Origin of the sequence: Rhizobium sp. LjRoot254 (assembly GCF_964254105.1) — a bacterium.
Taxonomy (GTDB): Bacteria; Pseudomonadota; Alphaproteobacteria; order Rhizobiales; family Rhizobiaceae; genus Rhizobium_E.
In genome coordinates this window covers 4404979-4429647 of sequence record NZ_CAXUSM020000001.1, presented here as the reverse complement: position 1 = coordinate 4429647, position 24669 = coordinate 4404979, and the positions used below count along the sequence as shown (strand labels likewise).

The 24669-nt window shown below is 61.7% G+C and carries 25 protein-coding genes; 15 read left to right on the top strand and 10 right to left on the bottom strand.

The features are described 5' to 3' along the window. Position 1 precedes the first annotated feature (1 nt). The 3 genes from ACSQ26_RS21835 (at position 2) to ACSQ26_RS21825 (ending at position 3083) form a co-directional block, all read left to right on the top strand. Entirely contained in the window at positions 2–1381 is a 1380-nt protein-coding gene (locus ACSQ26_RS21835; protein WP_436012594.1) for a cytochrome P450, read from the top strand. An 80-nt stretch (positions 1382–1461) separates the two neighbouring features. Beyond that, entirely contained in the window at positions 1462–1725 is a 264-nt protein-coding gene (locus tag ACSQ26_RS21830; RefSeq protein ID WP_436012592.1) for a spike base protein, RCAP_Rcc01079 family, read from the top strand. Then, entirely contained in the window at positions 1725–3083 is a 1359-nt protein-coding gene (locus tag ACSQ26_RS21825) for a phage head spike fiber domain-containing protein (protein WP_436012590.1), read from the top strand. Before ACSQ26_RS21830 ends, ACSQ26_RS21825 begins: the two co-directional genes overlap by 1 nt. Positions 3084–3115: 32 nt before the next feature. Here ACSQ26_RS21825 and ACSQ26_RS21820 read toward each other — a convergent pair whose 3' ends face one another. Then, positions 3116–4978 carry a hypothetical protein gene (locus tag ACSQ26_RS21820; RefSeq protein WP_436012588.1) on the bottom strand — a complete coding sequence of 621 codons (1863 nt, stop codon included), beginning with the start codon at positions 4976–4978 and terminating at the stop codon, positions 3116–3118. A gap of 114 nt (positions 4979–5092) precedes the next feature. Between ACSQ26_RS21820 and ACSQ26_RS21815 the strand changes: the two genes are divergently transcribed. The 3 genes from ACSQ26_RS21815 to ACSQ26_RS21805 are packed head-to-tail and all read left to right on the top strand — an operon-like array spanning position 5093 to position 7171. After that, complete coding sequence (locus ACSQ26_RS21815; protein ID WP_436012586.1) at positions 5093–6091, top strand: glycosyltransferase; 999 nt, start codon at positions 5093–5095, stop codon at positions 6089–6091. 21 nt (positions 6092–6112) lie between these two features. Beyond that, positions 6113–6805, top strand: a complete 693-nt coding sequence (locus tag ACSQ26_RS21810; protein WP_436012584.1) for a class I SAM-dependent methyltransferase — start codon at positions 6113–6115, stop codon at positions 6803–6805. Between the two features lie 6 nt (positions 6806–6811). Next, complete coding sequence (locus tag ACSQ26_RS21805) at positions 6812–7171, top strand: transporter (protein ID WP_436012582.1); 360 nt, start codon at positions 6812–6814, stop codon at positions 7169–7171. A gap of 6 nt (positions 7172–7177) precedes the next feature. Here the strand turns inward: ACSQ26_RS21805 and ACSQ26_RS21800 are convergent, their stop codons facing one another. Further along, positions 7178–7951, bottom strand: a complete 774-nt coding sequence (locus tag ACSQ26_RS21800; protein WP_436012580.1) for a helix-turn-helix domain-containing protein — start codon at positions 7949–7951, stop codon at positions 7178–7180. Between the two features lie 127 nt (positions 7952–8078). Between ACSQ26_RS21800 and ACSQ26_RS21795 the strand changes: the two genes are divergently transcribed. Next, a complete protein-coding gene (locus tag ACSQ26_RS21795; protein WP_436012578.1) occupies positions 8079–8489 on the top strand; it encodes a hypothetical protein in 411 nt (136 codons plus the stop codon). Between the two features lie 168 nt (positions 8490–8657). Here the strand turns inward: ACSQ26_RS21795 and ACSQ26_RS21790 are convergent, their stop codons facing one another. Further along, on the bottom strand, positions 8658–9644 hold the full coding sequence (locus ACSQ26_RS21790; RefSeq protein ID WP_436012576.1) for a Gfo/Idh/MocA family protein: 987 nt from the start codon (positions 9642–9644) through the stop codon (positions 8658–8660). Between the two features lie 144 nt (positions 9645–9788). On the opposite strand from ACSQ26_RS21790, the gene ACSQ26_RS21785 reads away from it, so the two are divergent. The 4 genes from ACSQ26_RS21785 (at position 9789) to ACSQ26_RS21770 (ending at position 12654) form a co-directional block, all read left to right on the top strand. Next, the gene (locus tag ACSQ26_RS21785; RefSeq protein WP_436012574.1) at positions 9789–10244 is read left to right on the top strand and encodes an N-acetyltransferase family protein; all 456 of its coding nucleotides are present in this window, start codon (positions 9789–9791) and stop codon (positions 10242–10244) included. A 45-nt stretch (positions 10245–10289) separates the two neighbouring features. Next, complete coding sequence (locus tag ACSQ26_RS21780) at positions 10290–10790, top strand: thermonuclease family protein (RefSeq protein ID WP_436012572.1); 501 nt, start codon at positions 10290–10292, stop codon at positions 10788–10790. Positions 10791–10914: 124 nt separating this feature from the next. Next, positions 10915–11907 (top strand): aldo/keto reductase, encoded by a 993-nt coding sequence (locus tag ACSQ26_RS21775; RefSeq protein WP_436012570.1) that lies wholly within the window; start codon positions 10915–10917, stop codon positions 11905–11907. Between the two features lie 117 nt (positions 11908–12024). Further along, the gene (locus tag ACSQ26_RS21770) at positions 12025–12654 is read left to right on the top strand and encodes a 3'-5' exonuclease (RefSeq protein WP_436012568.1); all 630 of its coding nucleotides are present in this window, start codon (positions 12025–12027) and stop codon (positions 12652–12654) included. Positions 12655–12890: 236 nt separating this feature from the next. Here the strand turns inward: ACSQ26_RS21770 and pheT are convergent, their stop codons facing one another. The 5 genes from pheT to ACSQ26_RS21745 all read right to left on the bottom strand — a co-directional run bounded on the left by pheT (position 12891) and on the right by ACSQ26_RS21745 (position 18439). Further along, positions 12891–15320: a phenylalanine--tRNA ligase subunit beta gene (gene pheT, locus ACSQ26_RS21765; protein ID WP_436012566.1), complete on the bottom strand. Its 2430-nt coding sequence runs from the start codon at positions 15318–15320 to the stop codon at positions 12891–12893. Positions 15321–15341: 21 nt separating this feature from the next. Beyond that, positions 15342–16424 carry a phenylalanine--tRNA ligase subunit alpha gene (gene pheS / locus ACSQ26_RS21760; RefSeq protein WP_436012564.1) on the bottom strand — a complete coding sequence of 361 codons (1083 nt, stop codon included), beginning with the start codon at positions 16422–16424 and terminating at the stop codon, positions 15342–15344. 119 nt (positions 16425–16543) lie between these two features. Next, positions 16544–16948, bottom strand: a complete 405-nt coding sequence (gene rplT, locus ACSQ26_RS21755) for a 50S ribosomal protein L20 (RefSeq protein ID WP_258159821.1) — start codon at positions 16946–16948, stop codon at positions 16544–16546. Positions 16949–16984: 36 nt separating this feature from the next. Next, positions 16985–17188, bottom strand: a complete 204-nt coding sequence (rpmI, locus tag ACSQ26_RS21750) for a 50S ribosomal protein L35 (protein WP_258159822.1) — start codon at positions 17186–17188, stop codon at positions 16985–16987. Positions 17189–17467: 279 nt separating this feature from the next. Beyond that, positions 17468–18439, bottom strand: coding sequence for a lysylphosphatidylglycerol synthase domain-containing protein (locus ACSQ26_RS21745; RefSeq protein ID WP_436012561.1), 972 nt, complete (start codon positions 18437–18439; stop codon positions 17468–17470). Positions 18440–18755: 316 nt separating this feature from the next. Between ACSQ26_RS21745 and ACSQ26_RS21740 the strand changes: the two genes are divergently transcribed. Both ACSQ26_RS21740 and ACSQ26_RS21735 read left to right on the top strand, forming a co-directional pair. Beyond that, positions 18756–19754: a glycosyltransferase family 2 protein gene (locus ACSQ26_RS21740; RefSeq protein ID WP_436015406.1), complete on the top strand. Its 999-nt coding sequence runs from the start codon at positions 18756–18758 to the stop codon at positions 19752–19754. Then, the gene (locus ACSQ26_RS21735) at positions 19754–21265 is read left to right on the top strand and encodes an ArnT family glycosyltransferase (protein WP_436012559.1); all 1512 of its coding nucleotides are present in this window, start codon (positions 19754–19756) and stop codon (positions 21263–21265) included. The genes ACSQ26_RS21740 and ACSQ26_RS21735 overlap by 1 nt, the downstream gene beginning before the upstream one ends. A 59-nt stretch (positions 21266–21324) precedes the next feature. Here ACSQ26_RS21735 and infC read toward each other — a convergent pair whose 3' ends face one another. Next, the gene (gene infC / locus ACSQ26_RS21730; RefSeq protein WP_436015404.1) at positions 21325–21861 is read right to left on the bottom strand and encodes a translation initiation factor IF-3; all 537 of its coding nucleotides are present in this window, start codon (positions 21859–21861) and stop codon (positions 21325–21327) included. A gap of 169 nt (positions 21862–22030) precedes the next feature. Between infC and ACSQ26_RS21725 the strand changes: the two genes are divergently transcribed. Together ACSQ26_RS21725 and ACSQ26_RS21720 are read left to right on the top strand one after the other, a co-directional pair. After that, a complete protein-coding gene (locus tag ACSQ26_RS21725; protein WP_436012557.1) occupies positions 22031–22834 on the top strand; it encodes an alpha/beta hydrolase in 804 nt (267 codons plus the stop codon). A 119-nt stretch (positions 22835–22953) separates the two neighbouring features. Next, a complete protein-coding gene (locus ACSQ26_RS21720; protein WP_436012555.1) occupies positions 22954–23568 on the top strand; it encodes a transglutaminase-like cysteine peptidase in 615 nt (204 codons plus the stop codon). A gap of 32 nt (positions 23569–23600) precedes the next feature. On the opposite strand, the gene mbfA is transcribed toward ACSQ26_RS21720, so the two are convergent. Beyond that, positions 23601–24584, bottom strand: a complete 984-nt coding sequence (gene mbfA / locus ACSQ26_RS21715) for an iron exporter MbfA (RefSeq protein ID WP_436012553.1) — start codon at positions 24582–24584, stop codon at positions 23601–23603. Between the last annotated feature and the right edge of the window lie 85 nt (positions 24585–24669).

Genomic DNA, 24669 nt, shown 5'->3' with positions numbered 1-24669 from the left:
AATGAGCCGCCGTATCATCGGCCCGATGCCGGAGATCAGGAAGACGCGGCCCTCGCCGCTCACCCGCATCATCAAGGGGCGGCATTCCTCGCTCGACGTGCTGTTCGAGAAGAGCTACTCGATGAAGATGGGCGAGTTCACCGGCGCCCGCCGCAGGTTCTATTTCCTCACCCAGCCCGACATCGTCAACCGCATCCTCGGCGAGGACGTGGCGCTCTACCCCAAGAGCGACCTGATGGGGACGATCCTCTACCAGATCCTCGGCAATGGCGTGTTCGTGTCCAATGGCGAGGTGTGGAAGCGCCAGCGCCGGATGATGAACCCCGCCTTCGAATTCGCCCGCATTTCGGAAGTCTTTCCGCTGATGATGCAGGCGGCCGAAGACATGAAGAAACGGCTCGATGCCGTCGCTGACGGCCGCGAGGTCTCGATCGATTTCGAGATGACGCATGTGACGGCCGACATCATCTTCCGGACGATCTTCTCCGAGCCGATCCCGCCCGAGGACGCCGAGTCGATCTTCACCGCCTTCAACAATTACCAGGAACTCGCCTATATCCACGGCGTATGGAACATGGCGGGCCTGCCGCAGGCGCTCTCGATCCCACGGCTCCGCGCCATCCGCCATGCCCGCAACATCAGGGGTCCACTGGCGCGCATGGTGCGCAAGCGGATGGAGCTGCTGGAAACCAACCCCGAGATCAAGCCGCAGGACATCCTGCAATCGCTGATCGAGGCGCGCGACGGCGACGGCTCGAAGTTCACCGAAAAGGAACTGATCGACCAGATCGCTGTGATGTTCCTCGCCGGCCACGAGACGTCGGCGAGCGCACTCTCCTGGGCGCTCTACCTGATCGCCAGCGACCGCGATGTCCAGGACCGCATGCATGCCGAGACCGAACTCGCTTTCGGTCAGGAAGGCGGCCTGCAGCCCCGGCACTTCAAGTTCCTCAAGCTGACGCGCGACGTGTTCCGCGAAACGCTCAGGCTCTATCCGCCGGTCTCCTTCGTGCCGCGCGACATCACCGTGCCCGAGACGATGCGCGACAAGAAGCTGAAGAAGGGTTCGGCGATCTTCATCTCGCTCTGGCTGCTGCATCGCCATCGCGAGATCTGGAAGAACCCGGATATGTTCGATCCGGACCGCTTTTCGCGGGACGACGAGAAGGATGCGATCCGCTCGGCCTATATGCCGTTCAGCCAGGGGCCGCGCGTCTGCCTCGGCGCATCCTTCGCGCTCCAGGAGGCTGCGATCATCCTGTCGATGATCATGCGGCACTACGATATCCAGCCCGTCGAGGGTCATGTGCCGAAGCCCGTCGCGCGGTTGACGCTCAGGTCCGAAAACGGAATTCGCCTAAGGCTTTCAAAACGCTCGTGAAAAATTTTTGACTCGCGGTTATCCCCGCCCTTTTGGGCAGTGGGATAATGGCGTGTCGATTATTTTCAAGGAGCAGTTTCATGCCTGACAGATTTCAGAATTCCTCGCCTTCGCTTTCCGGCCCCGCCGCGCACGGATTTGCCGTGACGCCACATGATACGAACGTTCTGTCCGAGACGACGCGGGCGCTCTATGTCGGCTCGGCCGGCACGCTCGCCGTCGTCATGGCATCGGGCGCGAGCGTCACCTTCACCGGCGTCGCCTCGGGCACGGTGCTGCCGGTGCGTGCGACCAAGGTCATGGCGACCGGCACGACCGCCACGGATATCCTGGGGCTGGTCTGATGCTGGGAACCGGATTGGACATCATGCTTGCCGGCCAGAAGGCCTGGTGGCAGGCGCCGGCCCATGCGGCGATCGAGGAGGGCACCGGCATATCCCGGCTGCCGGCGTCGATCGCCTCGTTCAGGCTGGGACGTTATGCAGTCACCACCCGGGATGCCGCGTCGATCGCGGCTGCTTCCGCCGATGCGTTGACTGAGATGCAGGCCGCGGTTTTCCAAGGCCTCTTCAGCTTCACCCGTTCGAGCAATGCCACCTACATCGATGCGGGTGGAAACCTGCAGATCGCTGCATCCGACGTGCCGCGCTTCGACCATACCAATGGCAAACGGCAGCTTCTGCTCGAAGGCGCTTCGACCAACGTCGTTCTGGCTTCGGAGATGACCGGCTTTACCGCCGGCCGGCGCTATCACGATGGTGTCGGCAATGTCGGCGTCTTGCCCACCGGCATGTCGGCGGCCTTTGGCGGCGCCAGTACGGGATATGTCGATCTCGTTTCGGTGACCACCGATAGCAGGGGTCGGAAACGCTTGCGGCTGGAATTCAACGTCGTCAACAATACCGGCTCGACCCAATTTCCGCGGTTTCGATTTGCCGACATTGCGGGCGCTTCAGGTGAACTCTGGTCGGCATCTTTTTTCGCAGCGCTCGTGTCGTCGAGCCATGCGATCAGCGTGCAGGTCGAAGCCCAGACGCCGACGGGAATCATGCTGAATGCCAATCTGGCGACGGGCGACAACACAATCGCGCTGCACGGAGGCGTTTTCCCCGCCGGCGGGCAGAATATGGTGCGTCTGCAACTCGGCGTTTCGCTGCCGACCGGGCAGGCCTGGACTGCCGTGATCGAAGTCGCGTGCCCGCAGCTCGAAAAATCGCCCCGCTGCACGAGCTACATTCCGACAACGGGCACTGCCGCAACGCGTGCCGCCGACAATTGCCAGTTCGGCCCGAAGGCGCTGGCGCTGATCGGCAGGATGGCAGCGGGCATCGTGCTCAAGGGTGAGGCGATCTGGGGATCTTCAGGCAATTTCGTCGGAGGCGCGAGTTCGCGTATCGTCGGCCTCAACACCGCGCAGACGCAGATTTCCCTCGGCAACGCATCGGCCATACAGGTCGGCCCTGCCCTGACGGCGCCTTTGCCGGCTTTCGGCACGGCGGCCGGCTGGGATGGTGCCGGCAAGGCGGGATCCTATAACGGCTCGGTCATCGCCACATCGGCGACGCCGCATGACGCGACATTCTCCTCGGCTTTTCTCGGCAGGGGTTCGGGTTTCGCCAACGGATGGTACGACGAATTGGTCCTCTATCCATTCCGGCCATCGAGCGCCTCGCTCGTCGCGAAAGCCGTTGCTTTCGCCTAGCCGTCTATTCCGGCGGGTTCGTCTCGCCGGTTCTATCTCTGGATCATCTGATAGATATGCAAGCCGGCGGCACGCTGCGGGATTTCCTCGATATAGCCCGGCACGTCGCCCTTGCCGAGCTTCGCCAGAAAACCATCCGGGTATTTCGACTTCATCAGGTCAACCAGCGGGTCGTCGTTGCAGAACAGGACGTAGCCGACCCCCTGTGCCTCCATCATCGGCAGGGCGTCTTGCGGCTTGGCCATGGCGATTTTCAGCGTGGCGATCATGCCGGCCTGGTTGCGATGATAGTTGGCCGCCAGCACCGAATGCGGCGTGAAGCGCAGCAGGGCGGGGCCTGTATTGAAGCCCGCGAGAATCCGCCCGGCGGGCATCTCGGCAAAATCTGCGACGCGCTTTTCGGTAACGCAGGCTTCGGCATCCGGGTCCACGGCATCCGCCTGGTTGGCGGGCACGCCGGCAATGGCGTCGCCTGCCTTGAAAGCCGCCATCCCGCCCATCGTCCAGACCGCAGGCACGCTGAGCAGCGCCGACATGACGAAGGCGAGCGCGGCACGACTGTCCTTCTGCCGGCTCGCATAGAGCGCGCGAAGATCGGCGATCAGCGCCGAAAGCGGAATGAAGGCGAGAAAATTCGCAAACATCGTGCCGCGAACCTGGAGCAGACCGACGATCCAACTGATCCCGATCAGCGCGAGAAGGATGGCATGGGCAATCGTCTGTTCGCGGCGCATGATGCGCATGAAGCAGACCGCGAGCGCGAGCAGGCCCACCGCATAGAAGCCGCCGATATCCTCCGGGCTGTGCTGCATCTCGGCGACGATCGACTGGGCTTCCGTGATTGTGCTGAGCCACATCGTCTTCAGCAGCGGATCGAGATTGTTGAGCGGATTTTGCAGGCATTCGGGAGCAACAAGGATCGCGGTCGCGAGGACGAGGATGCCGGCAAGCACCAGCGCCGTGAAGCGGATGTGGATCGGCTTGTCCGTCAGGACGAATGCGGATGCTGCCAGCGCCGCGCCGCCAACGGTGGCGAGCGACAGATAGCCGAGCGACAGCGTATCGCAGGTGACCGAACCGTAGTGGCCGAACGGGGTCGTGCCGAAGAAGATCGCGCCCGTGGCCGCCGCAAAGGCCAGCCCGAAGCCGATCGCGGCCTTGCGGTAGCGTTCGCTGTCGATCGCCCAGAGCACGGCGACGACGATGGCCGAGACCGCGACGAGCGGCGTGGTTTCCGCACCGATTGCCAGCGCCAGCCCGCCAGCGGCAGCGGCGGCGGCGAAATTCGAGGCGCGCGCGAAGGGATCGATCAGCATGGCGGTCATGAAAGCAGCGAGAACCAGCTGGACATTGTGATGATCGATGGCGCCGGGCCGGAAGCGCACGATCGCGGCGAGAAACACGACCGACAGGAGGAGGCCGATGACCATGCCGCCCTTGCCGCCAAGGCGATAGCTGGCAAGGCCGATCGAGGCGAGAAGCGGAACGACCAGCAGCAGCGGCCATGTGGCGACTGCCATCACTTCCGCCTGATGCGGCGAAAGGAACAAGGCGTAAAGGGAGACCAGCGTGGCGATCGGCCAATCGATCAGCCGCGACCAGTGCATCAGCGTGCCGCCATCCGGCCCGAGCCGGTACTGTGTCAGATCGAACCAGCCCTGGCCGCCGAGATAGTCGCGCACCTCGACGAGCCGCATGGCATCGTCCGGATCCATGCCGACATAATCCTTGGCCTTGAGGAACCACAGGGCCAGCTGGAACGCGATGATCGCCAGGCTGAACAGCAGGATCATTAGGGAAAAGCCGCGGTAGCTTACCTGGTCATTGAGGTCCGGCCTGCGCCAGGCGGCGAGATAGGTGGGTCCGGCTGCCGGTTTGCCGCTGTCAGTCGCCATTTCAAAGCCCAAAAGAGGAATATTCGCCGAGTCCGAAACCTAAACTTAACCTCCTCAAGAAATAGTAAAGCCGAGGAGAAGCGTGCGCTCGCGCGCACTAGAGATCGGATAGAGATGACCGAGAGCCACCAGATCGCCGTGCTCATTCCCTGCTACAACGAATCGCTGACCATCGGCGAGGTCGTGATGGGCTTCCGGCGTGCGCTGCCCACGGCGCGCATCTATGTCTACGACAACAACTCCCGTGACGACACCGCGATGCGCGCGGCACTGGCCGGCGCCACCGTGTTCCGCGAATCCCGCCAGGGCAAGGGCAACGTCGTTCGGCGGATGTTCGCCGATATCGAGGCCGACATCTACCTGATGGCCGATGGTGACGGCACCTATTCGCCCGAGGACGCCGAGAACCTGATCAACACGCTGCTCACCGAGCGCGTCGACATGGTGGTGGGCACGCGCCGCCACGTGACGGTCGATGCCGGCCGCAAGGGCCATGCCTTCGGCAACAAGGTGTTCAACCGGCTCTATCAATCGATCTTCGGCCGGGACTTCACCGATATCTTCTCGGGCTACCGGGCCTTCTCGCGCCGCTTCGTCAAGAGTTTCCCGGCAATCTCCGATGGCTTCGAAATCGAGACGGAAATGTCGGTGCATGCCTCGCGGCTGAGGCTGCCCGTATGCGAACTCGAACTCGACTACGGCCGGCGGCCGGAGGGCTCGCATTCCAAGCTGTCGAGCGTCAACGACGGCGCGAAGATCCTCTGGATGTTCGCGATGCTGATGAAGATGACGCGGCCCTTCTCCTTCTTCCTGATCTTCGCGGCCGCCCTGTTTGCCGGCGGCGTCACGCTCTCTGTCCCGGTGCTCTACGAGTTCTTCACGACGGGGCTCGTGACGCGCATGCCGACCTGGATGCTGGCCGTGACCATGGTCGCCATGTCGTTCGGCATCTTCATGGCCGGGCTGATCCTCGATTCCGTGGCGCGGGCGCGGGTCGAGCAGCTTCGGCTGCAATATCTCGCCATTCCGTCGATCTTCGCGGCGGCGCATTCGGCATTTTCGTTCAGGCGCGAAAAAGGCGATGGCACGCCCGCAAAGAAAAAAGCCGCCTGACGGTTTCTTAAGGAAAATCCCATGAACCGGGAAATGACCAATCGCATACGTTTCGTGATCGAGGATATCCTGCCGCCGGTGGTGAGGGATTCCCAGATCTTCCGGCATGCCGCAAAGCTGGCATGGGGCGAACATATCGATCATCTCGCCCGCTTCCGCGAACGCGCGCCTTTCCTGACCGACGAGGAGTATGCCGATCTCTACCGCAAGCATCCCCGCGTGCATGAGGGAACCGACAATTCGGAAGCCTGCATCAAGCGCATCATCGAGCAGATCGCTGGCGACAGCGTCGTCGATGTCGGCTGCGGCACCGGCGCGCTTCTGTCGCGGATCAAGGCATCGCGGTCCTTCGAGCGCCTGACCGGCGTCGATTTCGTCATCGACGACGCCTCGAAGCTCGAAGGCATCGGCTATGTCGCCGCCAAGGTGGAAGATCTGCCCTTCGCCGATGGCGAGTTCGACACCGTGATCTGCACCCATGTGATCGAGCATGTGCTCGAATATCACAAGGCGATCGCGGAACTGCGGCGGGTTGCGAAGAAGCGGCTGATCATCGTCGTGCCGCGCGAGCGGGAATCGCGCTACGCGTTCAATCCGCATTTCAATTTCTTCCCCTATGTGCATTCCTTCCTGCGCGCGATGCATCCGGTGCCTCCGGTCTATGCCTGCGTCGATGTCGGCCGCGACATCCTTTATTCGGAAGACAGGGCGTAGGATCCGATGTTCAGCCTTCCGGTCCCGATCTGGATTGGCCTTCTCGGAACGCCGTTCCTGATCGCGGCGGGCCAGGTTCTGTTCAAGCTGACGAGCGCGACGACCGGCGGGCTGAATGCCAACGGCTTGGCCGGCCTGCTGCTCAACCCGCTCTTCGTCGCGGCGCTGGCGCTTTATGCCTTCGGTACCATCGTATGGATCTTCGTGCTGAAGCAGGTGCCGCTGACGATCGCCTATTCCTTCATGGGCCTGACATTCTGCTTCGTGCCGTTGCTGGCGCAGCTTTTCCTTGGCGAGGCCCTGACCTTGCGCTATTTCCTCGGCGTCGCGCTGATCGTCGGCGGCATGGTCGCCATAAATAGTTAGCCGGATTCAGCTCTCGAAATGCCGCTTCGTCTCCTCGTCCGCGGGGAAGAAAGACTCGATCAGCACGCCCTGGACCAGCGCATCCTGAACCGAGCCGAAGCTGGTCAGCGTCGTGATCCAGTTGAAACGCTTGGCGCCGATCTTCATCTCGATGGGCAGGACCGGCAGGCGTTCGGATTCCGGATAAGCCTCGAGCGCGGCTACGATCTCCGGAAGCTTCGCCAGCCGTTCCAGCCGTTTCGAGAGCGCCGAGCGTGGCCCCTGCAGCCAGGCCTCGCCCCTTATGCGGTGGACAAGATCGGCCGCCGACCGCTCCCAGTTGACGATAATATTCCTGAGCGGTGTCGGCCCGAGATAGGCATCGAGGAAATTGTCGCCGAGCGACACCGCGACACCCGCCATGCCGGCAAGGCTGACAAAGGCATTGTTCGCCGCCAGCATGTTGTATTCATGGTCGAAAACCACGCCCGGATAGGGATCGTGGCGGCCGAGGATCAGCCTGATCGCCTCGGCGACCGGCTGAGGCAAATTGTCGAGCGCCTGTGCCGGCTTCGTGCCGAAACGGGGGCGGAAGCCGGCGGCCGAGAACATCATGCCCTGCTCGCGCGCCGGGATATCGAGCACCGAGGAGAGCCTGAGGATCATGCCCTCCGTGGGCCGCGAGCGCCCGGTTTCGAGAAACGACAGATGGCGCGAGGAAATGCCCGCCTCGGTCGCCAGATCCAGCTGGCTCATGCGCCTGTGGCCGCGCCATTCCTTCAATTGTTCGCCGAACTGCATGTCTGCCTCCTTGATTCCTGGCGGCATAAGACAGCAAGCGCGGCATCATTTCCATTACCTCAGAGGTAATTGGTTTCATTCCCTGTTTTGTCGAGGATGGGCCTGTCAACAATGAAAGGAACATCCCATGCTCGACCTCATCAAGCGCAATCTCCTGAAATACACCCTCGTGATGGACGGCGTCGTCTGCGTCGCCGCCGGCACTGGCTTCCTCACTTTCTCGGCTTTGGTGGCCGAACTGATCGGACCCGCCTTCACCGCCGAGATCGTGATCGGCCTCGGCGCCTTTCTGCTGCTCTGGGGAATGTTTCATCTAGGAATGGGCAGTCAGTCCGAGGCGCCGGCAACGGGCGTCAGGGTGGCGATCATTGGTGACGCCATCTGGGTCGCCGGTAGTGCGGCGATCCTCTTCATCGACTGGCAGGGGCTGACGACACTGGCTGCCGCTTTCATCGCGGTGATGGCTGTGGGTGTTACCGATATTATGCTGTTGAAGGTGATCGGGTTGGCGCGGTGCGGCGGCAAGGTGTGGGCTTGAGCCGCAGCCTCCCTCTTCTCCCCAGCGGGGAGAAGTGCCGAGCGTATGCGAGGCGATGAGGGGGGTCCCGGCACAGAACTGGCGCTCCGCGCACCCCCTCATCCGGCCCTTCGGGCCACCTTCTCCCCGCTGGGGAGAAGAGGGAGCAAAGCGATGGCTCCGAGTCCTTCAAACCGTCTCCCACCCATCCTTCTCCGACGCCCGATAGATCGCATCGATGAATTTCTGGTTGTTCTTCGAGTTCTCCAGCGTCACCACCTCTTCCTTCTGGCCCAGCGCCGCACGGGTGAAAGCTTCGGCTTCGAGCTTGTACTGGCGGCAATCCTGGAAGCGGAAGTGCTGGGACTGCGAGTGGTTCTGGTTGGTCAGTTCCAGTTCCTCGGCGCCGTAGCGGTTGGCGTTGAACGGGGATTTCACCTCGATGTAGCCCTTGTCGCCATGGAAAACCATGACCTGGCGCGCGGCGAGCTGGGTCGAGATATAGAAGGATAGCTCGAAGTCGCCAAAATCGGCCCGGACCGAGGAATAGATATCGGTGCCGAATTCCTTGTCGCGCTCCGTTGTGGCCTGCACCCGCTGCGGTTCCTTGCCCGTGACGAAACGGGTCGAAATGGTCGGATAGACGCCGATATCGGGCAGGCCGCCGCCGCCGAGCGAGGGGATGTTGCGCATGTTGTCGGGGTCTTTGTTGTAATAGGTGAAGGCGCCCTGGACATGTTTCAGCGTACCGATCGCGCCTTCCTGCAAGAGCGAACGGACCTTCCGCCAGACCGGCGAATAGGTGACCATATAGGCCTCGGTCACCAGAACCTTGTTGCGGTCGCGCGCGGCGATCAGCTGGTCGATCTCGCCGGCATTGAGCGCGATCGGCTTTTCGCAGAGCACATGCTTGCCGGCATTGGCCGCCTTGATCGTCCATTCGACGTGCTGCGAGGTCGGCAGCGGGATGTAGACGGCGTCGATCTTGTCGGACGCCAGCATTTCCTCGTATGAGCCGAAGGCATGCGGCGCGGAAAAGCGGTCGGCCATGGCGCGCGCCTTGGCAAGGTCGCGGCTGGCAATGGCGCTGACCACGCAATTCTCGGCATCCTGGATGGCCGGAATGACCTGTTCATGGCCGATGCGCGCGGTCGAAATGATCCCGAAACGTAGCATGTTTTTCTCCCGATCTTTGATTTGCCGGCACCATATTTGCAAGCCGGAACCAAGGCAATCGGGAAACGACGGACGTACCTCCGGCGATGGCTTGTCTATGGTGGCCAGTAAAGGCTAAACCGGATCATCATGATGGAGGACGGTATGGCATTGGTGATCAGGGATGTGGCTGCGGGAGACGAACAGGCGTGGCGTGCGCTTTGGGCGGGTTATCTCGCCTTCTATCATGTCGATGTTCCGGCCGAGGTCAGCAATTTCACCTGGACACGCTTGCTCGATCCGTCCTCGCCGATGGCGATGCGGGTGGCCGAGAAGGATGGCGAACTTGCCGGCTTCGCGATCCATCTCATCCATCCCTCCACATGGGTCATGAACGAGGATTGCTACCTCGAGGATCTCTATCTCGACGACCGGTTCCGCGGCGCCGGCATCGGCCGTGCACTGCTCGACGATCTCGTGGCGCTCTGCGAGAAGCATGGCTGGTCGCGGCTCTATTGGCATACGGATGAAGGCAATGTCCGGGCGCGCAAGCTCTATGATTCCTATGTGAAATCGGACGGGCATGTCAGGTACAGAATGAAGTTTGCCGGCCGCAGGTAGCACGTCTTAAGTTTGGGTTAAGGCCGCCGATCTACTCTCGGCGGCATGGCAAACACATTGACAGTCCTGCTGGTCGGCGCCGGTCTCAGCCTCGGTGGCTTCTGGGTCTATGGCAATCGATCCCGAGATGTCGAGAATGTCTCGCTTCGCCCCGAGCCGGTTCCACTTGTCATGTCGCAACGGTCCTATCCGCTTTGCTCCAGAACAACGCGACGCAATTGCGTGGTCGATGGCGATACATTCTACACGGCCAAGGACAAGATCCGCATATCGGATATCGATGCGCCCGAGACGCATCCGCCGCGCTGCGCCGAAGAGGCTGATCTCGGCGACCGCGCCACGAACCGGCTCTCGGAACTCCTGAGCGCCGGCGCCTTCGAACTCGTCAGCGCCGGGCGTGATGAGGACAGATACGGCCGCAAGCTCCGCGTCGTGATGCGCAAGGGTCGCTCGATCGGCGATATCCTGGTGAGCGAGGGCATCGCTCGCACCTGGACCGGACGGCGCCAGCCATGGTGCAGCGAAAACGACGGGTCATTCGGCTGAAATCCACCGCTGCGCCTTGCAAGCCGTGCCGGGCAGTTCTATTTCATGGTTTCCCTTTCTCTTGACCGGCGCCTGCTTTCCCGCCCGCCCGGTTGGCAATCCGCTATCTCGAAAGGATATTTCCATGAAGAAGCGCAAACTCGGACGAGAACTCGAAGTCTCCGCCATCGGCCTCGGCTGCATGGGTTTCAGCCACGCCTATGGCGGTGCCGAAGAGAAGGACGCGATTACAGCACTGCACCGCGCCGTCGAGATCGGCATATCGTTCTTCGATACCGCCGAGGCCTATGGGCCGCTGACGAATGAGATTCTCGTCGGCAAGGCGTTGAAGCCGCTGCGCGACAAGGTGACGATCGCCACGAAATTCGGCTTTCGCTACGAGACGAAGGACGGGGTGACGAAACAGGTGGGCGGCACCGACAGTTCGCCGAAGAACGTCAAGGCGGTGGCCGAGGCCTCGCTGAAGCGGCTTGGTCTCGATGTCATCGATCTCTACTACCAGCATCGCGTCGATCCCGATGTGCCGATCGAGGAGACGGTCGGCGCGATGGCCGATCTGGTGAAAGAGGGCAAGGTGCGGACGCTCGGCCTCTCCGAAGCCTCGTCCGCCACCATCCGGCGCGCGCATGCGGTCCATCCGATCGCCGCCGTGCAAAGCGAATACTCGCTCTGGACGCGCGATCCCGAAGAGAATGTGCTCGATACCTGCCTGGCACTCGGCATCGGTTTCGTGCCCTTCAGCCCGCTCGGGCGCGGCATGCTGACCGGTACGCTGAAGCCCGAAAACCTGGCGGAGGGCGACTTCCGTCTCGGCCTGCCACGTTTCCAAGGCGAGAATTTTGACCGCAATGCCGCTCTCGCCGCCAAGATCGCCGACATGGCCGGGAATAAGGGCGTGACCGCAGCGCAACTGTCGCTCGCCTGGGTGCTTCACCAGGGCGATTTCATCGTGCCGATCCCCGGCGCGCGCAAGATCCGCAACATCGAGGACAATGCCGCAGCAGTGGACATCGTGCTGACGGATGCGGAAGCCGACGCGCTCGGCGCGCTGATCTCGCCAGAAGCGGCGGCCGGCGCGCGCTATACTGAAGCGATGATGAAGATGACCAATCTTTGAGATTACGGCACCGGCCCGTCCGCTATCTGTGGGCGGGCGGGCCTCCAGCATCATCTTCGCTTGCCAAGTCACCCATACGGTTCTAACCCGGAATCGGGCAGCAAGCGGGTAGGGCACGTGGCAGGCAAAACTCCGAGGCATCTTCTCTTCGTCGATGTCGAGACGACAGGTCTCACCTATGACGACCGGGTGATCACGCTCGGCGCCGTCGAGTTGGATATCGAGGCGCTGCAGGATGGCGCCGATTGCACCAACACCGGCCATCTGATCTTCAATCCCGGCCGGAAGAGCAATCCATTCGCCGCCGCCGTGCACGGCTATGACGACTGGACGCTGACCTTCCAACCCGATTTCTCCACCCATGCCGACGAGATCATCGCGCCCTTCCAGCGCGCCGACAAGGTGATCGCCCACAATGCCGCCTTCGACGAGCGCTTCGTGCGCGGCGAATTCTCGCTCTGCGGCCACACGCTGGGCCCCGCGCGGTTCGACTGCTCGATGCGGCGCTACAAGACCAAATACAGCCGCCCCGGCGGGCTCGACAAGGTGCTCGCCCATATGGGCCATCGCGGCCGCGGCAAGCAGCATGGCGCGCTGGAAGATGCCTGGCTCTGCATGCGGGTGTGGCTGTGGCTGCACGGGCTGCCAGTGCCGGAGGCGCCGGACCATCTGCTGCACCCACCGAGCAACTGGGTGGAGCCGGAGATGAAGCCACTGCGGGGTGCGCGGAAGGCGTATGGGTGGTAGGGAGCGTGTGAGCACCCCCTCTGTCCTGCCGGACATCTCCCCCACAGGTGGGGAGAATGGCTTGTGTCGCGCTCCCCGCCCGAAATCGAACGCCGAATGCTGAGCAACTGACGCTCAATAGAGACTGGCGAGCAGGCGGCTTGTATTCTCCCCACCTGTGGGGGAGATGCCCGGCAGGGCAGAGGGGGTAATTCGGGAATGCGGCGGAGCTTTCGCCCCGCCACCCTCACTAAAACTTAACCCCGCAACACCCCGCCCGTGGATTTCTCAACATTGGCGATAATCCGCTTGGTAAGCGCGTCGAAATCCTCGTCGGTCAGCGTGCGTTCGGCCGGCTGGATCGAGACTTCCACAGCGATCGACTTCTTGTCCTCGCCGAGCGAGGCGCCTTCGAAGACATCGAACACCGAGACACCCGTGATCAACTTGCGGTCGGCGCTGGTGGCGGCACGGACGATCGAGCCGGCATCCACCTTGCGATCGACCACGAAGGCGAAGTCACGGCGGACGACCTGGAAGGGCGAGAGTTCCAGCACCGGCTTGGTGCGGGTCGCCTTCTTCTTCGGCTCGGGCAGCTTGTCGATCACCAGTTCGAAGCCGCAAAGCGCGCCGGAGACATCCAGCGCTTCGAGCGTCTTCGGATGGAATTCGCCGAAATGGCCGATCACCAGCTTCGGCCCCATCTTGATTGTGCCGGAGCGGCCGGGGTGATACCAGCTCGGGCCGCCCTGCTCGATCTGCATGTTGGCGGTCGGGAAGCCGATAGCTTCGAGTACGGCCAGCGCATCGGCCTTTGCCTCGTAGACGTCGACCTGCCTGCCGCCGCCCTTGTCCTTGTTCGACCACAGGCGGCCGGCGCCATTGAGCGTCGCGGTGCCACGGCGGATACCGCCGGCGACGCGGCGCTGGCCGTCCGCCGTATCGTCCTCATAGGTGCCGGAAACTTCGAACAGTGCCACGTCACTATAACCCTTGTCGGCATTGCGCTGGGCAGCCGCCAACAGACCCGGCAGCAGCGAGGGCCGCATGTCGGACATATCCGATGCGATCGGGTTTTCGAGCTTGAGCGAAGGATGACCGCCGCCGAACAGCGTGGCGTGCTCGGCCGGAATGAACGACCAGGTCACCGCTTCCAGCATGCCGCGCGCGGCAAGCGCCCGCTTGGCGAGCCGCGAGCGGATCTGCAGCGTGGTGAGGATCTTGGCGTTGACATCGCCGAGGCGCGGCAGCGGCTGCGGGCCGATCTCGTTGATGCCGTGGATGCGCATCACTTCCTCGACCAGATCGGCCTTGCCATCGACATCCGGGCGCCAGGAGGGGACATAGGCCGTCACGGTGTCGCCGCTGCCTTCGGTCTTGAAGCCGAGGCGGTTGAGGATCGAGAGCGATTCCTCTTTCGCAATGTCGAGGCCGGTTAGGCGCTTGACCTCCGAGAACGGGAAATTCACAGCCTTGGGCGTATAGCCTTCATAGCCGACGACCTCAAGTTTCGCCGGCGTGCCGCCGCAGAGTTCGAGCACCAGCTCGGTCGCGCGCTCGAGGCCCGGCACCATATATTCCGGATCGACGCCGCGCTCGAAGCGATAGCGCGCATCGGTGATGATGCCATGTTCGCGGCCGGTGCGGGCGACGTTGAGCGGGTTCCACAGCGCGGATTCGATCAGCACATCGGTCGTGTTCTCATCACAGCCGGAATGCTCGCCGCCCATGATGCCGCCGATCGACTCGACGCCATTCTCATCAGCAATGACAACGTTAGCCGGCGAAAGACTGTATTCGCGGCCGTCGAGCGCCAGAACCTTTTCGCCGTCCTTCGCGTGGCGGACGGTCAGGTTGCCCTTCACCTTGGCGGCGTCGAAGACATGCAGCGGCCGGCCCTGGTCGAAGGTCAGGTAGTTGGTGACGTCGACCAGCGCATTGATGGGACGCAGCCCGATGGCACGCAGGCGTTTCTGCAACCAGGCCGGGCTCGGGCCGTTCTTGACGCCCCGCACGAGGCGGAGCGCGAACCCCGGGCAGAGCGCCTTGTCGTCGCCTGAGAAATCGAGCGTCACCTTGACCGGCGTCTCGCCTTCGACCTTGAAGCTGGGGGCAGGGCGCATCTTCAGCGTGCCCATGCCGGATGCGGCGAGATCGCGCGCGATGCCATGGATCGAGGTGCAATCGGGCCGGTTCGGCGTCAGGTTGATCTCGATCATCGGATCGTCGATGCCGTAATATTTGGCGAAAGACGTGCCGACGGGCGCATCCTCGGGCAGGTCGATGATGCCGTCGTGGCTGTCGGAGATTTCGAGTTCCTTCTCCGAACACATCATGCCGCGGCTCTCGACGCCACGGATATTGCCGACGCCAAGCGTCACATCGATGCCGGGGACATAGACGCCGGGCGCGGCGAACGCGCCGACCAACCCCGCCCGCGCATTCGGCGCGCCGCAGACGACCTGCACCGGCGCGCCCGAGCCGATGTCGACCGAGAGCACCTTGAGCTTGTCGGCCTGCGGATGCTTCTCCGCCGTCAGCACCTTGGCGATGACGAACGGGGCAAAGCCCTTCTTGTCGTCGACACTTTCGACTTCAAGCCCGATCAGCGTCAGCCGCTCGCAGATCGCGTCGAGCGTCGCGTCGGTGTCGAGATGATCCTTCAGCCAGGACAGTGTGAATTTCATCGTCTTATCTCCTTCGCCCGATCACGCGCTCAAACCGCCGAACAGCGTCGGCATGTCGAGGGGGCGGAAGCCGTAATGGTTCATCCAGCGCACGTCGGCGTTGAAGAAGTCGCGCAAGTCCGGCATGCCGTATTTCAGCATGGCAATGCGGTCTAGGCCCATGCCCCAGGCAAAGCCCTGGTAGACATCGGGATCGAGCCCGCCGGCGCGCAGCACGTTCGGGTGGACCATGCCGCAGCCGAGGATTTCCATCCAGTCGGTGCCTTCGCCGAACTTGATGACGTCGCCCGACCTGTCGCACTGGATATCGACCTCGACCGAGGGCTCGGTGAAGGGGAAGAAGGACGGCCGGAAGCGCATGTTGACCGAAGGCACTTCGAAGAAGGCCTTGCAGAACTCTTCCAGCACCCAGCGCATGTTGGCGACATTGGCCGACTTGTCGATCACGAGGCCCTCGACCTGATGGAACATCGGCGAATGGGTGGCGTCCGAATCCTGGCGATAGGTCTTGCCGGGAATGATGATGCGGATCGGCGGCTGCTGTGCCTCCATCGTGCGGATCTGCACCGGGGACGTATGCGTGCGCAGCACCTTGCGCTCGCCGTTTGCGTCCGGCGGCAGGAAAAAGGTGTCGTGCATCTCGCGCGCCGGATGGCCGAGCGGGAAATTCAGCGCCGTGAAGTTGTAATAGTCGGTCTCGATATCCGGACCTTCGGCGATCGAGAAGCCCATGTCGCCGAAGATCGCCGTGATCTCATCTATGATCTGGGTGATCGGGTGGATGCTGCCGCGCTCTGCCGGCGAGGAGCGAACAGGCAGCGTCACATCGACCGTCTCGCGGGCAAGGCGTTCGTTGATCGCCTTGTCCTTGAGCGACGACTTTGCCGCGCCGATCTGCTCGGTCACCTCTGATTTGAGCTGGTTGATCGCGGCACCGCGCGTCTGGCGCTCTTCCGCGCTCATGCTGCCGAGCGTCTTGAGGAGCTCCGAGATCGAGCCCTTCTTGCCCAAAGCATTGACGCGGACATTTTCGATCGCCGCCTCGTCGGAAGCTGCGGAGATTTCCGCGAGGATGGATGTTTTCAACTGGTCGAGATCGGACATGGTTCGCTCATGAATTTGCGAAGAGGATGAATGAGGTAGGGTCTAGACAAGAAAAAACCCGCGCTAGCCCTGCCAGCGCGGGTTTCCCAATATGAAAATAGAATTTGGGAAGCGCTGGCTTACTTGACCGCGCTTTCAAACTCGTTGGTGGTGCCTGCGTCCTTGAGGTAGGACAGCGCCTTCTTCGAAGCAGCAACGAGCGAACCGAAGGCTTCCGGCTGGCTGATCGCCATTTCGGACATCACCTTGCGGTCGACTTCGATGCCGGCCTTGGTCAGGCCGTCGATGAAACGGCCATAGGAAAGGCCATGTTCGCGGACGGCGGCATTGATGCGCTGGATCCAGAGGGCGCGGAAATTCCGCTTCTTGACCTTGCGGTCGCGCGTTGCGTACTGCATCGAGCGATCGACGGCAGCCTTTGCAGCGCGGATGGTGTTCTTGCGACGGCCGTAAAAGCCCTTGGCGGCCTTCAAAACCTTCTTATGCTTGGCGCTCGAGGTAACGCCTCTTTTTACACGTGACATGTCATGATCTCCTTAAACAACAAATATGCGCTGGTCTCAGAGACCGTTGGGCAAGTAATTCTTGATCACCTTGCGGCCATCGGGTTCAGCCAGAACCATGGTGCCGCGGGCGTTGCGAATGAACTTGTTGCTGCGCTTGATCATTCCATGGCGCTTGCCGGCAGCTGCCGACAGAACCTTGCCGGTGGCGGTGATCTTGAACCGCTTCTTGGCAGACGACTTCGTCTTCATCTTGGGCATTTTGCTACTCCATTGTTCTGGTTTTTGAGAAACGAGCCGATGAAGCCCATTTCAAGCATAAAGAACGGCCACGGCATGCCCTGCCGGACCGTTCGGACGGGCGGTGTATAACCTTGGGCGGGAAAAAGCGCAACGGGGTGGGTGGAGATTCTTTCGCGGGTGCTGGAGGGTGTGGCTTCACCCCCCTCTGCCCTGCCGGGCATCTCCCCCTCAAGGGGGGAGATCAGATGGGAGCGCCGCCTCATACTCCAAACAATCTCCCCACTTGCGGGGGAGATGTCACGAAGTGACAGAGGGGGGTCTTGGCCTTGCCCCAAAGATCGACGGCAAGACCAACGAAAGCCCCGTTCCCGCCAGCGCAGACACAATCATCAAAAGATGCGTATTGATACTCGCCTTCGCGAGCACCTCCAACGTCGCTGCATCCCGGGCCGAACCGAACGCTGCCGCACCCGCCCCGATGCCCGCCGGATAGGTGCCGACACCCGCCGGTGCATGGACCGGCAGTACCGAGGAAAGCTCCCCGCCCAATGCGCCACCGAAGGCCGCCGCGACAGGCAGCACGCCCATCAGCCCCAGCACCCAGGCGAGCACCAGCACCTTGACACCCCAGTTGAGCACCGTGAGCATCCAGGCACGGGTGAAGGCGGAGACAGTACGCGGCAGGCCATCGTCGATCTCGTCCATCAGCGTCGCAAGCCGCTCCGGCAGGCGTCGGCGCATGGTCGCGATCAGGCGGTTCTTGAGGGGAAAGAGTATGAGCGGCAGCAGTAGAAAGAGCGCCCAGAGGCCGGCCGCAAGATAAGGCCGGCTGGCGCTCGCGACCAGTCCTAGCCCGGCCGCCGCCAGCAGCGCATGCAGGTCGAGCAGCCGGAGCACCAGCAGCGCCGAAGTGCCATGCGCCAGCGGCACGCCGAACTCCGATCGCATCAACAGTGGGAAGCTTGTCTCGCCGGCACGGAACGGCAGCATGATGTTGAGCAGGTTATGCACCTGCGTGACGCGGAAGAGTTCCAGGAACTTTCCACGCGTCTCGCGCGGAAAGTAATCCTGCATGCGGTGGGTGCGGATGAAATAGGTGCCGACCAGCAGCGCCAGCGCCAGCAGGATCGTCCAGATGCCCACTGCCTGCCATCCGGCGAGGATGGTGCTCCAGCCGAAGAACCATTCGATGAAAACGGCATAAAGCGCGATCAGCGCCGCGGTCAGAAGCGTGATCTTGTTGTGGAGAAGCCAGTCGCGCGCTGTCAAAGCAACGACCCAGCAGATTTTGAACTCGGCGCCACAACGGCCTCCCGCTTCTCCCCTTGGGGAGAAGGTGGCCCGAAGGGCCGGATGAGGGGTTGCGCGAAGCGCCTTATGAGCAAATGAGAACCCCTCATCGCCTCGCATGCGCTCGGCACTTCTCCCCAAGGGGAGAAGGGGGTGCAAAGTCGATTCCGCCGAGCCAGAACGGTGGCGCCTTCTCGATACATCAATCGCGTTTTCCGCCCCGATTGCTTTGATCCGGCGCCTGCTATAACAGAAGGCCCGACTAAAACCAGCCATTCCGGAGTGCCGCGACGTGCTGCAAAACCAATCCGCCTTCGAGGTGATCCCCGATGTAGCGGGCGAAATCGAACTTTCCGTGCTCATTCCGGTCTGTAATGAAGAAGAGAGCATCGCGCCGCTTTTCGAACGTGTCTGCGACGCCTTGAAGGATTTCGGCAAGCCGTGGGAACTTGTCATCGTCGATGATGGATCGACCGATGGCACGCTCGTCAATGTCCGCAAGGAATATGAACGGCCCGGTCTCGATCTCCGCATCATCGAGTTCCAGCGCAATTTCGGCAAGGCGGCGGGCCTGCAGGCGGGTATCGATGCCGCGCGCGGACGGCTGCTGGTGACGCTCGACGGCGACCTGCAGAACGATCCCTATGACATTCCGAAGATGATCGCCGTGCTCGAAGAGCGTGATCTCGACCTGCTCTGCGGCTGGCGCAAGTCGCGGCAGGATGGGCTTTGGCTGCGGCTGATCCCGTCCTATTTCGCCAACCGCCTGATCCGCAAGATCACCGGCGTGCACATCCATGATTACGGCTGCGGGCTGAAGCTATGCCGGACGCAGATCTTGAAGCAGATCCGCATTCTCGGGGGCATGCATCGCTTCATCCCGGCCTGGATCGCCAGCGTCGTGCCGACCTCACGGATCGGCGAGATGGTGGTCAATCACTATCCGCGCCAGTTCGGCGAATCCAAATACGGCATCTCGCGCACCTTCCGGGTGTTTCTCGACCTGCTCTCGGTGCTGTTCTTCATGCGCTTCCGCCAGCGGCCGGCGCAGTTCTTCGGCTCGATCGGCCTGTTCTTCGGCGGCATCAGCGGGTTGATGTTCGTCTATCTTGCCTGGATGAAGTTCATCCTCGGCCAGGATATCGGTACGCGGCCGATGTTCATCACGGCGGTCATGCTGTTCATCGCCTCGGTGCAGATGATCACAACGGGCATCCTCGCCGAAATGCTGGCCCGTACGCAGAGCACTGACATCAACTATGTCGTGCGCAAGACTTATGATCGGGACGACTGATGATCGCGAGGATGATGCGCGATAGCGGCACGCTCTATCTGCTGCTTGCAATTTATTTCGCCGTCAATGTCGCGCTGCGGCTGGTGCTGCCCAATTCGCTCGAGCTCGATGAGGGCCAGCAGCTGTTTCTCGCGCAATGGCTGGCGGTCGGCTACGACACCCAGCCGCCATTCTACAACTGGCTGCAATATGGCGTGGTACAGGTGCTGGGCGACACGGTTCTGGCGCTCAGCCTGCTCAAGAACCTGATGCTCTTCTGCTGCTATGGATTGGTGGGGGCGGCGGCACATCTGGTGATCCGCAACAAGGCGCTGGCGATCATCGCCGTGCTGGGGATGCTGACCATCCCGCAGATCGTCTTCGAATCCCAGCGCGACCTCACGCATTCGGTCGCGGTGCTGTTTGCCGCCTGCCTCTTTATCTATGCGCTGTTCGGGGCGCTCAAGAGCCCCAATGTCTTCAGTTATCTGCTGACTGGCATCGCCATAGGCATCGGCATGATCTCGAAGTACAATTTCGCGCTGCTGCCGGCTGCGGCCATCATCGCGATCCTGTTCGAGGCTGAGTTCCGCGGCCGGCTGATCAACTGGCGCATGCTGCTGACGATCATTGCGGCGGCTGCCATCGTCACACCGCATGCGATGTGGTTTCTCGATAATGTCGATGTCGCGACGGGCCGCACGCTCGGCAAGCTCACGCAGGATGCGAGCGCCGATCGCGCCTCGCAGATCACCGGCGGGCTCTTCTCGCTCGCCGTCGCGCTGATCGCCTTTGGCTCGCTGACGGTGATCGCGTTCTGGATTTCCTTCGGCCGCCGCTTCCATGAATCGTGGGCTGCGTCCAGCCCGTGGACACGGCTGGTCGGACGGATGTTCCTGATCCTGATCGTGGCGCTCATCCTGCTGGTGGTCTTCGGCGGGGCGTCGCTGATCAAGGATCGTTGGCTGACGCCGTTCTTCTTCATGCTGCCGCTCTATCTCAGCCTTAAACTCGATGCGCTCAACCAGACCATCGGCAATGCGCCCAAGCGTTTCGGATGGATCGCGGTGTTGATCATGATCGCGATACCGCTCGCGCTCTTTGCGCGCGTGCCGGCGGCGCAGTATCTCGGCCGCTACGCCAAGCTCAACGTGCCCTACCAGCCGGCGATCGAGGGTATTCTGGCCTCCCGCCAGGCCCGCCCCTCGCTGATCGTGACATCGGATATGCAGATGGCGGGAAACCTGCGGTTGAACGCGCCCGGCATTCCGGTCATGGTCCCGGGCTACGAGCGCTTTCAAAAGAACTACGTGTTCGATGCGACCCATCCGGTGCTGCTGGTGTGGCGTGACAAAGGCGCTGAATTTGCTGAAATGCCGGAAGCGCTCAGGCGCTGGCACGCATCCCAAGCCGAGGTGGGGCGTGTCGAGCCGTCCGAGCAGGACATCGCCGAGCCCTATCACTACGGCAAGCCGGGCGACGTCTATCATTTCAGTTATGCCTGGATTTATCCGAAGACGGGGACGCAATAGAAAAACCGCCCGGAGCGGGGCTCACGGGCGGCCTGCATTCTGACGAATGCCGAATTTTCTTATTTCGGTGCGAGCACCATCATCATCTGGCGGCCTTCGAGCTTCGGCTCGGCTTCCACCTTGGCGATCGCCAGCGTGTCGTCCTTGACCTGAAGCAGGAGCTTCATGCCGAGTTCCATATGGGCCATTTCACGGCCGCGGAACTTCAGCGTCACCTTGACCTTGTCGCCTTCGTCGAAGAAGCGCTGCATCGCCCGCATCTTCACCTCGTAATCGTGGGTGTCGATGTTCGGACGCATCTTGATCTCCTTGATCTCGATGATCTTCTGCTTCTTGCGGGCTTCGGCCGCTTTCTTCTGGGTGGCGTATTTCAGCTTGCCGAGGTCGAGAATCTTGCATACCGGCGGCTCGGTGTTCGGCGAAATCTCGACGAGATCGAGGCCGGCCTCTTCAGCCATGGCGAGCGCCTCGTCAGTGTTCACGATACCCACGTTGACGCCGTCGGCACCAATCAGCTGGATACGTGGAACTCGAATTTCCCGGTTTGAGCGCGGGCCGTCTTTGGTGGGGCCTTCCGCCTTGAAGGGTCTGCGAATGGTCGTATTCTCCTGAATTATTTACTTTGCGGGCTCTTTCTGCCATCAGCGACCCTCGAAAGCAACCGCCGACGCAAGAAGGCCGTGTATTTAGCACGGTTTTTCCGGGAAATCATCTCTGGAAATCACGGGAATCTGCGTCTGGTTGCCGGCTTGGACATGATGGAGTTTGTCGATGCAGAACAGCGAAAACGGCGTCACGTTCATAGAGGTCGGGCGGACATCTCATATAAGGCGGATCGCCGTCATTGCAACCAGGCCGCACCAGCAAAGCGACACGACGGTTGTCTGGCTTGGCGGCTACAGGTCCGACATGAGCGGCACCAAGGCGGTGGCGCTGGAAGCGGTCGCGAACAAGATCGGCGTCAACTTCGTCCGCTTCGATTATTCCGGCCACGGCCAGTCGAGCGGTCATTATACCGAGGGGACGATATCGCTCTGGCTCGAGGAGGCGCTTGCCGTGATCGCCAGGTTCGCGACTGGACGGCTGATCCTGGTTGGGTCCTCGATGGGTGGCTGGGTTGCCTTGCGTGTGGTTGAGGAATTCAGGAAGCAAGGTGATTCGGACCGGCTTGCCGGAATGGTCCTGATCGCCCCGGCTCCGGACTTCACGCATGTGCTCATTGAGCCTCACCTCACTAAAAAAGAGCTCAAATCGCTCGCCGAGAAGGGCTATTTCGAGGAGAAATCGGACTATTCGCCGGAGCCAAATCGCTATACGCGAAGCCTGATCGAGGATGGCCGCCACAATCTCGTCATGAATGGCCTGATTGTGACGGGATGCCCCGTCCATATTCTCCAGGGGATGAAGGACCCTGATGTGCCATATGGCCATGCTCTTAAAATCATGGAGAAAATCGTCGGCGATGATGCGATCCTGACGCTTGTCCGCGATGGCGACCACCGTCTGTCGCGCCCTGAGGATCTCGAGCGCATCGAGGCTGCTGTTACGGCAATTGTGGCACATGCCTGATTTCCGTCGCAGGTCTTAACCATAGTTTTCATTGATGAGTATTAACCCCTGCTTAATGATTGACACTCCAGCCGGAATTCCCTTTAACTCTTTGTTAAGGATTGCGGGGACCGGAACTGATGTCGGGAAGTATCTGCAAGACCGCTTTTGCGGTGTTGGCGTTTGGGTTGAGTGCGTTTTCAGGGTCATATGCGGATGCGGCGGGTTCTCGCTTCATGCAGACGGGCGCCGTGACCTCGCAGCCTATCGGTCATTATCAATTCTGCCAGTCGCGCAAGGACGAATGTTCCGTGGTGTCCGAGAATACGGGCGCTGCGCGCGTCACGGATTTCGGCTGGAATGTCATCAAGGAAATCAATTCCGGCGTGAACCGCAAGATCATGCCGATGACCGATGAGGACATCTTCGGTCGTGACGAAGTCTGGACCTATCCGACCGATGTGGGCGACTGCGAGGATTTCGTTCTCGAAAAGCGCCGGGAATTGATGGCCAAGGGCTTCACCGTATCCAACCTGCTGATCACCGTGGTGCGCAAGCCCGATGGCGAAGGTCACGCGGTACTGACAGTCCGCACGATGGATGGCGACTACATCCTCGACAATCTCGACGATCGCGTCCGGCTGTGGTCGGAGACGCCTTACCGCTTCATGAAGCGCCAGGCGGAATATAATACCGGCCGCTGGGTGAAGATCGAGAATTCTTCCGACGTTCTGGTTGGCGCCGTCGAAAAGTAACAGGTGCGGCAGGGCATGCCCGCCGCAGCCTCTCAAGCGTTTCCGATCAGGATTCCGGCTGCGAGCACGAGCGCACCTCCGACCACGACCTGAAGCGCCGCCCTGAAGAACGGTGTCTCCATATACCGGTTCTGAATGTAGGTGATGGCCCAAAGTTCGACGAACACGACGCCGATTGCCAAGCCCGTTGCCAGCCTGAAATCCGGAATAAGATAGGGAAGGGCATGTCCCAGCCCGCCGATCGCGGTCATGACCCCGGATGCCAGTCCGCGCTTCCATGGCGAGCCTCTGCCCGAGATCACCCCGTCGTCATGGGCCGCTTCCGTAAATCCCATCGAGATGCCGGCCCCGATCGATGCGGAAAGCCCGACAAGAAAAGTCTGCATCGTGTCGCCCGTCGCAAATGCCGCTGCGAAGATCGGTGCCAGCGTGGAAACCGACCCGTCCATGAGGCCCGCCAGACCGGGTTGTACCCAGGTCAGGACGAACTGCCGCCGGGCGGTCTCGTTTTCCTCCGTCCGGACGTCTTCCGGCGTATGAATATCGCCCAGCCGTCGCGCCAGGCTCTCGTGTGCTTCTTCCGCCATGGCGAGATCGCCAAGCAGTCGGCGCGTCCGGGCGTCCTGAACCTGCGTTGCAGCGCGCAGATAGAATTCCTGCGCCGACTTCTCCATCGCCTCCGCCTGTTTTCGGACATCGGATATCGGCAGCGAGGCGACCAGCCAGTCGGGTTTGCGGTCCGGATATTCGCGGACATGCTCCCGCCGGATCAGGGGGATACGCTCGCCAAATCGTTCCTGGTGGAGGTCGATCAGCATTTGGCGGTGCTGGCTTTCTTCAGCTGCCATCTCTTCAAAGACGCGTGCGGAATGAGGAAAGCTGTCCCTCAAGGCGTCGGCATAGCTCAGGTAAATCCGGCTGTCGTCCTCTTCATTCGAGATGGCGAGCGCCAGCGTTTCCTGTTCCGACAGGGATGACAGGGGCCGTTTGGAGTAGCGCAGAAACCGCGAAAGCATCAGTCACCTATTTTAGAATTATTCTAAATAGTGTGCATGCTGGTATTCGGTCAACATCGAATGTTGCGGCAGGCGCCGCTTCGGC

Bases quoted from the DNA above. Each gene is read 5' to 3' on its own strand.
- ACSQ26_RS21775 (WP_436012570.1), top strand. From the start codon at position 10,915: ATGAAGAAGCGCAAACTCGGACGAGAACTCGAAGTCTCCGCCATCGGC.
- pheS (WP_436012564.1), bottom strand. From the start codon at position 16,424: ATGTCCGATCTCGACCAGTTGAAAACATCCATCCTCGCGGAAATCTCC.
- mbfA (WP_436012553.1), bottom strand. From the start codon at position 24,584: ATGCTTTCGCGGTTTCTGCGCTACTCCAAACGGCCCCTGTCATCCCTG.
- rpmI (WP_258159822.1), bottom strand. From the start codon at position 17,188: ATGCCCAAGATGAAGACGAAGTCGTCTGCCAAGAAGCGGTTCAAGATC.
- ACSQ26_RS21825 (WP_436012590.1), top strand. From the start codon at position 1,725: ATGCTGGGAACCGGATTGGACATCATGCTTGCCGGCCAGAAGGCCTGG.
- ACSQ26_RS21830 (WP_436012592.1), top strand. From the start codon at position 1,462: ATGCCTGACAGATTTCAGAATTCCTCGCCTTCGCTTTCCGGCCCCGCC.
- ACSQ26_RS21790 (WP_436012576.1), bottom strand. From the start codon at position 9,644: ATGCTACGTTTCGGGATCATTTCGACCGCGCGCATCGGCCATGAACAG.
- ACSQ26_RS21815 (WP_436012586.1), top strand. From the start codon at position 5,093: ATGACCGAGAGCCACCAGATCGCCGTGCTCATTCCCTGCTACAACGAA.
- ACSQ26_RS21835 (WP_436012594.1), top strand. From the start codon at position 2: ATGAGCCGCCGTATCATCGGCCCGATGCCGGAGATCAGGAAGACGCGG.
- rplT (WP_258159821.1), bottom strand. From the start codon at position 16,948: ATGTCACGTGTAAAAAGAGGCGTTACCTCGAGCGCCAAGCATAAGAAG.
- ACSQ26_RS21820 (WP_436012588.1), bottom strand. From the start codon at position 4,978: ATGGCGACTGACAGCGGCAAACCGGCAGCCGGACCCACCTATCTCGCC.
- ACSQ26_RS21785 (WP_436012574.1), top strand. From the start codon at position 9,789: ATGGCATTGGTGATCAGGGATGTGGCTGCGGGAGACGAACAGGCGTGG.
- pheT (WP_436012566.1), bottom strand. From the start codon at position 15,320: ATGAAATTCACACTGTCCTGGCTGAAGGATCATCTCGACACCGACGCG.
- ACSQ26_RS21795 (WP_436012578.1), top strand. From the start codon at position 8,079: ATGCTCGACCTCATCAAGCGCAATCTCCTGAAATACACCCTCGTGATG.
- ACSQ26_RS21810 (WP_436012584.1), top strand. From the start codon at position 6,113: ATGAACCGGGAAATGACCAATCGCATACGTTTCGTGATCGAGGATATC.
- ACSQ26_RS21720 (WP_436012555.1), top strand. From the start codon at position 22,954: ATGTCGGGAAGTATCTGCAAGACCGCTTTTGCGGTGTTGGCGTTTGGG.
- ACSQ26_RS21800 (WP_436012580.1), bottom strand. From the start codon at position 7,951: ATGCAGTTCGGCGAACAATTGAAGGAATGGCGCGGCCACAGGCGCATG.
- ACSQ26_RS21735 (WP_436012559.1), top strand. From the start codon at position 19,754: ATGATCGCGAGGATGATGCGCGATAGCGGCACGCTCTATCTGCTGCTT.
- ACSQ26_RS21780 (WP_436012572.1), top strand. From the start codon at position 10,290: ATGGCAAACACATTGACAGTCCTGCTGGTCGGCGCCGGTCTCAGCCTC.
- ACSQ26_RS21805 (WP_436012582.1), top strand. From the start codon at position 6,812: ATGTTCAGCCTTCCGGTCCCGATCTGGATTGGCCTTCTCGGAACGCCG.